This window comes from Microvirga pakistanensis (assembly GCF_004458765.1).
Taxonomy (GTDB): Bacteria; Pseudomonadota; Alphaproteobacteria; order Rhizobiales; family Beijerinckiaceae; genus Microvirga; species Microvirga pakistanensis.
In genome coordinates, this window is record NZ_SPJX01000675.1 from 1 (window position 1) to 223 (window position 223).

The following is a 223-nucleotide window of genomic DNA, read 5'->3' on the forward strand; positions in this document are numbered from 1 at the left end:
CGGCCGCGCCACGGAATTCGACCGTCGTGTCCTGAACCGTGCCATGGCGGTGGCCTACCACCTCATTACCAAGGGCAGCGAGGCCATTGTCGGAGTGAATCTGACGCCCCATTCCGTTCGGGAGCCGGGCTTCCTGTGGTCGCTGACGGGCGTCATGGACGCCGCACCCGAGACCCTGGGCAAGGTCGTGCTCGAGTTCCCGCAGGAATGCTGGCGCGAGCTC

Annotated in this window: 1 pseudogene; it reads left to right on the forward strand. The window is 66.4% G+C overall.

The annotated features are described in order from the left end of the window. Window positions 1-223, forward strand: a pseudogene (locus tag E4K09_RS29535) (EAL domain-containing protein); the annotation flags it as partial.